General features: G+C 46.4%; 6 protein-coding genes. 2 read left to right on the forward strand and 4 right to left on the reverse strand.

Annotated features, from left to right (window positions below):
- On the forward strand, window positions 1-644 hold a 644-nt coding region (locus tag WCO51_07700; protein ID MEI6513145.1), incomplete at its 5' end, for a hypothetical protein.
- A 62-nt stretch (window positions 645-706) separates the two neighbouring features.
- On the opposite strand, the gene WCO51_07705 is transcribed toward WCO51_07700, so the two are convergent.
- The 3 genes from WCO51_07705 to WCO51_07715 all read right to left on the reverse strand — a co-directional run bounded on the left by WCO51_07705 (window position 707) and on the right by WCO51_07715 (window position 4625).
- On the reverse strand, window positions 707-1762 hold the full coding sequence (locus tag WCO51_07705) for a type IV pilus twitching motility protein PilT (protein MEI6513146.1): 1056 nt from the start codon (window positions 1760-1762) through the stop codon (window positions 707-709).
- A gap of 185 nt (window positions 1763-1947) precedes the next feature.
- Window positions 1948-2826 (reverse strand): HDOD domain-containing protein, encoded by an 879-nt coding sequence (locus WCO51_07710; protein MEI6513147.1) that lies wholly within the window; start codon window positions 2824-2826, stop codon window positions 1948-1950.
- A 44-nt stretch (window positions 2827-2870) separates the two neighbouring features.
- Window positions 2871-4625, reverse strand: a complete 1755-nt coding sequence (locus tag WCO51_07715; GenBank protein MEI6513148.1) for a GspE/PulE family protein — start codon at window positions 4623-4625, stop codon at window positions 2871-2873.
- Window positions 4626-4918: 293 nt separating this feature from the next.
- Between WCO51_07715 and WCO51_07720 the strand changes: the two genes are divergently transcribed.
- Window positions 4919-5083 (forward strand): hypothetical protein, encoded by a 165-nt coding sequence (locus WCO51_07720; protein ID MEI6513149.1) that lies wholly within the window; start codon window positions 4919-4921, stop codon window positions 5081-5083.
- 170 nt (window positions 5084-5253) lie between these two features.
- On the opposite strand, the gene pheT is transcribed toward WCO51_07720, so the two are convergent.
- Window positions 5254-7258, reverse strand: a 2005-nt coding sequence (gene pheT / locus WCO51_07725; GenBank protein ID MEI6513150.1) for a phenylalanine--tRNA ligase subunit beta, incomplete at its 5' end; no start/stop codon positions are given.

Raw genomic sequence — 7258 nt, forward strand, 5'->3', positions numbered from 1 at the left:
GTCCTTGGCAAGATTCAGAGCCAAGTATCAGTAATGCAGTGAGTGGAATAAGAACCATCGCCTTTACTTCGACGAGATCGAGATCTGTACCGAGTGACTTGATTGCTCACGGAATTTATATTACGGATGATTCAATTTGGACAAGTGGCAAACCCAATCCTACTCGATTGATTCAAGACAGCTCGTTTAATTCATACGATCAAAGTATGCCTGCGATTAGTCCTGACGGCACAAAGGTTATCTTCGCCTCAAGCAAAGGCGGCGGCGGAAAACTTGAACTATGGCTGTACAATCGTACTAACGATACAGCAATTCAGTTGACAATCAATAGTTATGATGATCGCGATCCTCGTTTCAGTCCTGATGGCACAAAAGTTGTGTTCTGCTCTGAACGAGGTGGAAGCCGTGACATTTGGATAATGAATGCCGACGGAACTAACCAGTTAAAGTTGACGACTGATACCATTGCTGGTGAATTCTATCCTTCAATTTCATCCGATGGCAACAAAATTATCTACATTTCCAACTCGGGTGTAGCAGGTGGGAATAATGTTGGGAATATCAACGTGATGGATATTGATGGCTCCAACAATGTCAACGGTTTGACAACCGGCGGCAAAGACGCATACCCGTCAATGAAATAGAGAACTGGTGTTCATGGGTTATAAAAAAGGGCGCTCATAGAGCGCCCTTTTTTTATTACTAACTAGCCGCCTCTGACGAAGCGGGTGAAGTTTTCCTTGTCAATTGCACGCGTTGCTGCTTCCTCGTAACTTACATGACCGCTCCGATGAAGCTCTGCTAGAACACGGTCCATCGTTATCATCCCTTGTTGGGCGCTTGTTTCCATGACGCTGTATATCTGATGGGTTTTAGCCTCGCGAACTAGGTTGCGAATAGCTGCTGTTGCAATAAGGACTTCTATTGCGGCAATACGACCTCCGCCAAGCTTGACAAGCAAGTGCTGCGAAATGACCGCTTCTAGAGTATTGCTTAAGAGAACGCGTATTTGCTCCTGCTGGTGAGCAGGGAAGACGTCTATCATACGATCTATACTTTGAGGCGCGTTTCTTGTGTGCAGTGTAGCAAAAACGAGGTGTCCTGTCTCAGCTAATGTCAGCGCTGCCTGGATTGTCTCCAGATCACGCATTTCACCAATTAAAATTACATCAGGGTCTTCACGGAGGACTGCTTTTAAGGAGTTAGCGAAACTATCAGTATCTCTAAGAACCTCTCTTTGGTTAACCATGCCCTTCTTATGGGTATGAAGATATTCGATAGGATCTTCAATTGTCATAATGTGAATCTGCCGGTTTGTGTTGATTTCATCAATCATCGAAGCGATCGTGGTTGACTTGCCTGAACCTGTACTGCCAGTTACAAGGATGAGACCGCTGTTACGCTTTATAAGCTCACGAACGATAGGCGGAAGACGAAGTTCTTCAATACTGGGAACACGTGAAGAAATAGCGCGCATTGCAGCGCCTACTGCCCCGCGCTGTTGATACACATTAAAACGAAATCTAGCTATACCGGTTATTCCATAAGAAAAATCCAGGTCGTGTGTGATTTCAAATTGATTGAGTTGAGCATCATTGAGGACTTCATAGATCAGACGCCGGGTGTCATGCCCAGATAATTTTTCATATGGAAGCTGCACGAGTTCGCCATCAAGACGAATCATTGGTGGCAAACCTACAGTAAGATGTAGGTCCGATGCTTTTCGCTCGATAGTTTCACGGAGCAAGTCGTCTAAATGAATCGGATCAATACTGCTTTTATGGTTCTCGTCACCGTAAGCAAATTGAAGTATATCGGCGCCAGATGATTCCTCACCCGGGTTTCCTCGGAATTCGGCTGGAACTAGTGACCGCCAGTCAATTTTTTGTTCTTCCATATTTATGTACTCTCAGGAAAGCCGATACCCATATTTACATTCATAACTAACTACAGAACATTCGATAAAGATGTCGCGGCGTCAAGTGTTTCGCGGCATGTTTTTACCCAAGCCAATAAAGAATCGTCGTTTGTATTGAGAATTGGTTTAGCCCACTCTGGGATAGCAACCAGAGGGGAGACTTCATCATCATTCTCTTCTTGATGCTCGCTTACAAAGTGGGTGATAGCATTTGCCGTTGCGATAGTGGCTGTTAACACAGGTGATTCAACGTCGCTGATGAACTCATGATGTGTGCCTATTGCATCAGCAAGAGATTTTGGGAAGTGCCATTGAGCGGCAACCTCTCTGCCAAGAATGGCATGATCGCAACCATAAATTGTGATTTCCGCTTCAAGCGTAGGGACCCCTGTTTTAATCAAGTCCTCTACCTTTAAGTAGTCGGTTCCACCATATCGGCAGAGAAGGCTTTTGCCAATATCGTGTAGAAGGCCAGCTGCGTAGGCTTCATCCGGTAAGCAATCTCGAACAACAGCTCCTAGTGAGCGCGAATAATTTGCTACGCTCAATGCATGGCGCCATCGTTCACGGTGCCAGAGGCTGGATCGGTCGCTTTTACCAACAAAAAGTTCAAAGCAACCGACTGTCATTGCGAGTTGGCGAATAGCCCTGAATCCCAAAAAGACAACCGCTTCACGAATGGATGTTACTTTACGTGGTAGCGCGTAATATGACGAATTAGCAAGAGTTAAGATGCGTGTGCTCAAACCGGGGTCAACACTTACGACCCTTTCGATGTCGCGAGCCGACGTGGCCATGTTATCCGTTAGTTGGATTATCTGGAATACGACTTGTGGCAGCGCAGCTACCTCGCGAATGCGTCTGGTAATATTTCTTACATCTTGTTGAGCTGCAATTGTCTCGCTCATCTAACTAGTTACTCCTACCACTTGTGAAAATATTTAAAACTATCTTAACCTGCATAAAGTACTCTCACGACTTCCTCGAGTGATGTCAATCCAAGAAGCACCTTACAGGCTGCATCAACTTGTAAAGTCCGCATTCCATTCTCAACTGCCGGTTGACGTATCATATGTGATGGTGTCTTTTGTAGAACAAGATCACGTATATCATCGGTTATTTCCATCAATTCATGGATACCCATTCGTCCTTTATAGCCGGAACCTTTGCAAGAATCACATCCTACAGCTTGGTACATTTCTACCGGTCCGCTGGTTGGTATATCGATTGACAAGTCTCCTAATTCTAATTTACCAATAGGAACGCTGAAACCGAAACGTTCAAAAGTTGCTCTCGACTCTGAGACTTTCTTCTTACACTTAGGGCAAAGCGTTCTCACTAGACGCTGGGCTAGAACACCAATGATTGACGATGCAATAAGAAATGGCTCGACTTCCATGTCAATTAAACGGGTCGCAGCGCTGGGCGCATCGTTCGTGTGCAAAGTCGATAGAACGAAGTGGCCTGTTAGCGCCGCCTCCATCGCGATGGTTGCCGTTTCACGGTCACGCATTTCACCAACCATGATGATGTCAGGGTCTTGTCTTAGCATCGCCCGCAGGCCTGCGGCGAAGGTCATTCCTGCCTTGACATTCACTTGGACCTGATTAATGCCCCCAACTTCATATTCCACAGGGTCTTCAATTGTGATGATGTTTGTTTGCCCCGTGCAAATTTGAGAAAGGATTGAATATAGTGTCGTCGACTTTCCTGAACCGGTTGGCCCGGTCACAAGTAGGATCCCATAGGTTCTTGAGTAGAGCTTTTTAAGAAGCGTCAGCGTGTCATTCATGAGGCCGAGCTTCTTAACACCGACCGATACATTTGCCTTATCCAAAACGCGCATAACGATCTTTTCGCCGTTAACGGTCGGTAATGTCGAGACACGGAAATCGTATTCTTTACTGCCGACAATCGCGCTGATACGGTTATCCTGAGGCACACGCTTTTCGGCAATATCCATTTCGGCCATAATCTTAAATCGTGAAGTCAATGGCGCTGAGACTTTCTTAGGTAGTGTCATACCATCGAGCATAATGCCATCGATGCGATAGCGGACTTGGAGGCAGTCTTTAGTTGGCTCGATATGAATGTCACTTGCTTTATCATTAATCGCTTGAGTGATGATAAGATTTGCAAGGCGAATAATTGGCGCTTCTTCACCAAGCTCGCGGAGTTCTTCAACACTGAGTTCATCCTCATTAGAGGCATCGCTTATCTCTATATCGCCTGACTGGAAATCGCCTATCACTTTATTGACGGCGTCATGCATGCCGACGTTGTCTTTATAGTGGTCTTGGATGATGCTCAACACATCTTCTTCAGTAGCAATCATCGGCTCGACGTCAAGGCCTGTTATTAACCGGATTTCATCAATCGCAAAGATATCAAGCGGATTGATCATCGCCACAACAAGCCGGAACCCGTCATGAGAAACAGGAACGACTTTATATCGACGCGCTGTCTCGCCTGGGATTAAGTCAAGCTCTGATGAAGTAGGTGTGTTTGTGGCTAGGTCGACAAATTGAACACCCCATTGTTTGCCAAGGCATCGAACACGATCACGTTCGGATATCAACCCTAACTTAACGAGAACAGTTCCAATGGTGTCTTTGCCACCGTTTTCATGTTGGTGTGCAAGAGCGTCCTGCAACTGCAGATGTGTTATTAGGCCTTCTTCGAGAAATATCTCACCGCTAAGCATCATACCGTCAGTATCACCACGTCGAAAATGTCGTCTGTCAATAAACTACGTCAAGCAACTCTTGAATCGTAGTTCCGCTGATTGAATGTTCCATTCCACCGCTAAACTCTTCGACTGCAGGATTGCGAGGTATAACTCAAACTGGTACCAATACAGTAGAAGTTATGCTTGAAAGAAGATAAATGGATTCCGAAACCCTCTCCCGAATCTGATCTGGAGAGGGAAGGAGGGGGCGTCCGGATACTCTTCGATATGGCCTGACGGCCTACTCAGGGAGGCGGATATTGAGGGGGGGCTTGGCGGTTGAAACCGCAGCTGATATTGGCGAAGTCCAACCTGCGTGGACTCTTGTAGGGGCGACGCTTGCTGCGCCCTCCGGAGGGCAGAGCAAGCACTGCCCCTACATGGAGATGCGAATAAATTCGCCAGACTTGTCTTCGGAACCCTTCGATATGGCCTGACGGCCTACTCAGGGAAGCGGATATTGGGTTGTGTCATTCTGAGCAAAGCGAAGAATCTGTCTTGTAAATAGTACGTAACTCTCAGTAAAGTCAGAAGAAGGTTGATTCGGTACAATCAGCCTCGCAATGACACAGATATGACGGGCGAACTACTAAAAGCTGCTTGCTAATTACGTTCTACGCGTAGATCCTAATTCGTCTCTTAGGCGGACTTGGATTGAGTCGATGTAGGCGACGATCTCATCTTCGGTAAACGTGCCGTCAGATTTTCGTATTGTCAGGGTGACTGCAAGGCTGTGTTTGCCCTCAGGAACAGGGGGGCCTGTGTAGATGTCAAAAAGTCTTACGGTTTCAACGAGAGTGCCGGCAGCTTGATGGATCGTGGCTTCGATTTTCATCCATGGGATGGACTTATCAATCACAAATGCAATATCTCGACGAACGCCTGGGAAGCGCGGGATTGGCTGATATTTAATTGATGCCGAGCTGACACGCATTAGTTGATCTATATCAAACGCACCTAAAAACACAGGGCGCTGAAAATCATATTGAGCTTGAATATCAGGATGCATTTGTCCAATGCGTCCAACCTCGCAATCATGCTCGATAACCATTGCAGATTGGCCTGGGTGGAAGCGGAGATCGTTCAAAGGGAGATATTCTTGATCGTTCAAGCCTAAGGCGCAGAATACCTGCTCGGTAATTCCTTTGCAATCATAGAAGTTGAACTCTCGGATCTGTCTTCCGCTTTCCCAATGGGGTGGTTCAGCAGCACCTGTGAGTAAGAAAGCAACGGATAATCCCTCCAGATATTCGCCATTAGCCAAGTGAAAGGAATGGCCAATCTCGAATAAGGCTAAATCAGACATACCGCGTCGAATATTTTTAAGCGCCGATTCGGCAAGGCCGGATAATAATGTTGGGCGTAATAAATTGATGTCAGGACGCATCGGATTACGTAAGGCAATCGGGACTACCTCAGGTGGATCAAGTGGGGAGTTGGTGACTAAGGAGTGACTGATTGTTTCAATAAGCCCACTTCTTGTTAGTTCGGATCGCAAGCGATCATTGAAGGCGTTGATATCAGAGGGTTTACCCTGAGTTGTCGTGCCTTCCGGTAATTTTTCAGGGATCTTATCATACCCATGAATACGTCCGACCTCTTCGATAAGGTCTTCTTCACGAGAAATATCACCTCGGAAAGTAGGCACTGTGACTACAAATCTACGTGGCGCAGCTTTCCTAACCTCAAATCCGAGACGAGTAAGATATTCACGCGCACTTTGAGGCGCAACCTCCATTCCCAAAAGCTTATCCGCACGATCCATTCGCAGCTCGATGGTTTTAGTTGCAATCGGCTTGGGATAGAGGTCGATGATGCCGGGAATTGCTTCAATACCGCTCCACTCCGCCAGCAATTGGCAGGCTCTATAAGAAGCTATCGGAACTAATTCAGGGTCAACAAACCGTTCAAAACGATAGGAAGATTCAGTATTGATCCCTAAGAGATTACGCGTTCGGCGGACAGATAAAGGGTTGAAATGAGCCGATTCCAATAACACACTGGATGTGCTTTGAGTAACTTCAGAAGTAAACCCACCCATCACGCCTGCGACTGCAAGAGGTTTCTCTGAATCGCAAATCATCAGCATCGGTGGGCATACTTCGCGTTCAACTTCATCGATAGTGGAAATTTTTTCGTTCTTATTTGCTTGGCGCACAACGATTTTATGGTCAGTAATCTTGTTGCGATCGAAAGCGTGCAGTGGCTGACCAAGTTCAAGCAGCACGTAGTTCGTCACATCGACGATATTGTTAATAGGACGAAGACCGGCGGCTTCAATGCGCAACTGAATTTTGATAGGTGATGGGGTAACTTTGAATCCTTCGATAATTCGTGCAGAGTATCTGGGGCATAGGTTGGGGTCATCAATCTCGATCTTAGCATACTTAGGTGTATCCCCAGGAGATAGAGGAGCCTCTTTGGTTCCAAAACCATTTTGAAATTGGTTCCAAAGCTCGGTTGGTTCGCAATTATCCGCTAAGCGGGCGATTATTTCTCTTGCTAATCCAACGATGCTGAGGCAATCACCACGGTTTGGGGTGACCTTGACATCAAGTACGTCTCCGACTGAACTTTGGTCGACCGCTTCGACTTCGAGACCAGCCATAGTT

It is taken from the genome of bacterium, from assembly GCA_037131655.1.
Classification (GTDB): domain Bacteria; phylum Armatimonadota; class Fimbriimonadia; order Fimbriimonadales; family JBAXQP01; genus JBAXQP01.

Bases quoted from the DNA above. Each gene is read 5' to 3' on its own strand.
- WCO51_07710 (MEI6513147.1), bottom strand. From the start codon at position 2,826: ATGAGCGAGACAATTGCAGCTCAACAAGATGTAAGAAATATTACCAGA.
- WCO51_07715 (MEI6513148.1), bottom strand. From the start codon at position 4,625: ATGATGCTTAGCGGTGAGATATTTCTCGAAGAAGGCCTAATAACACAT.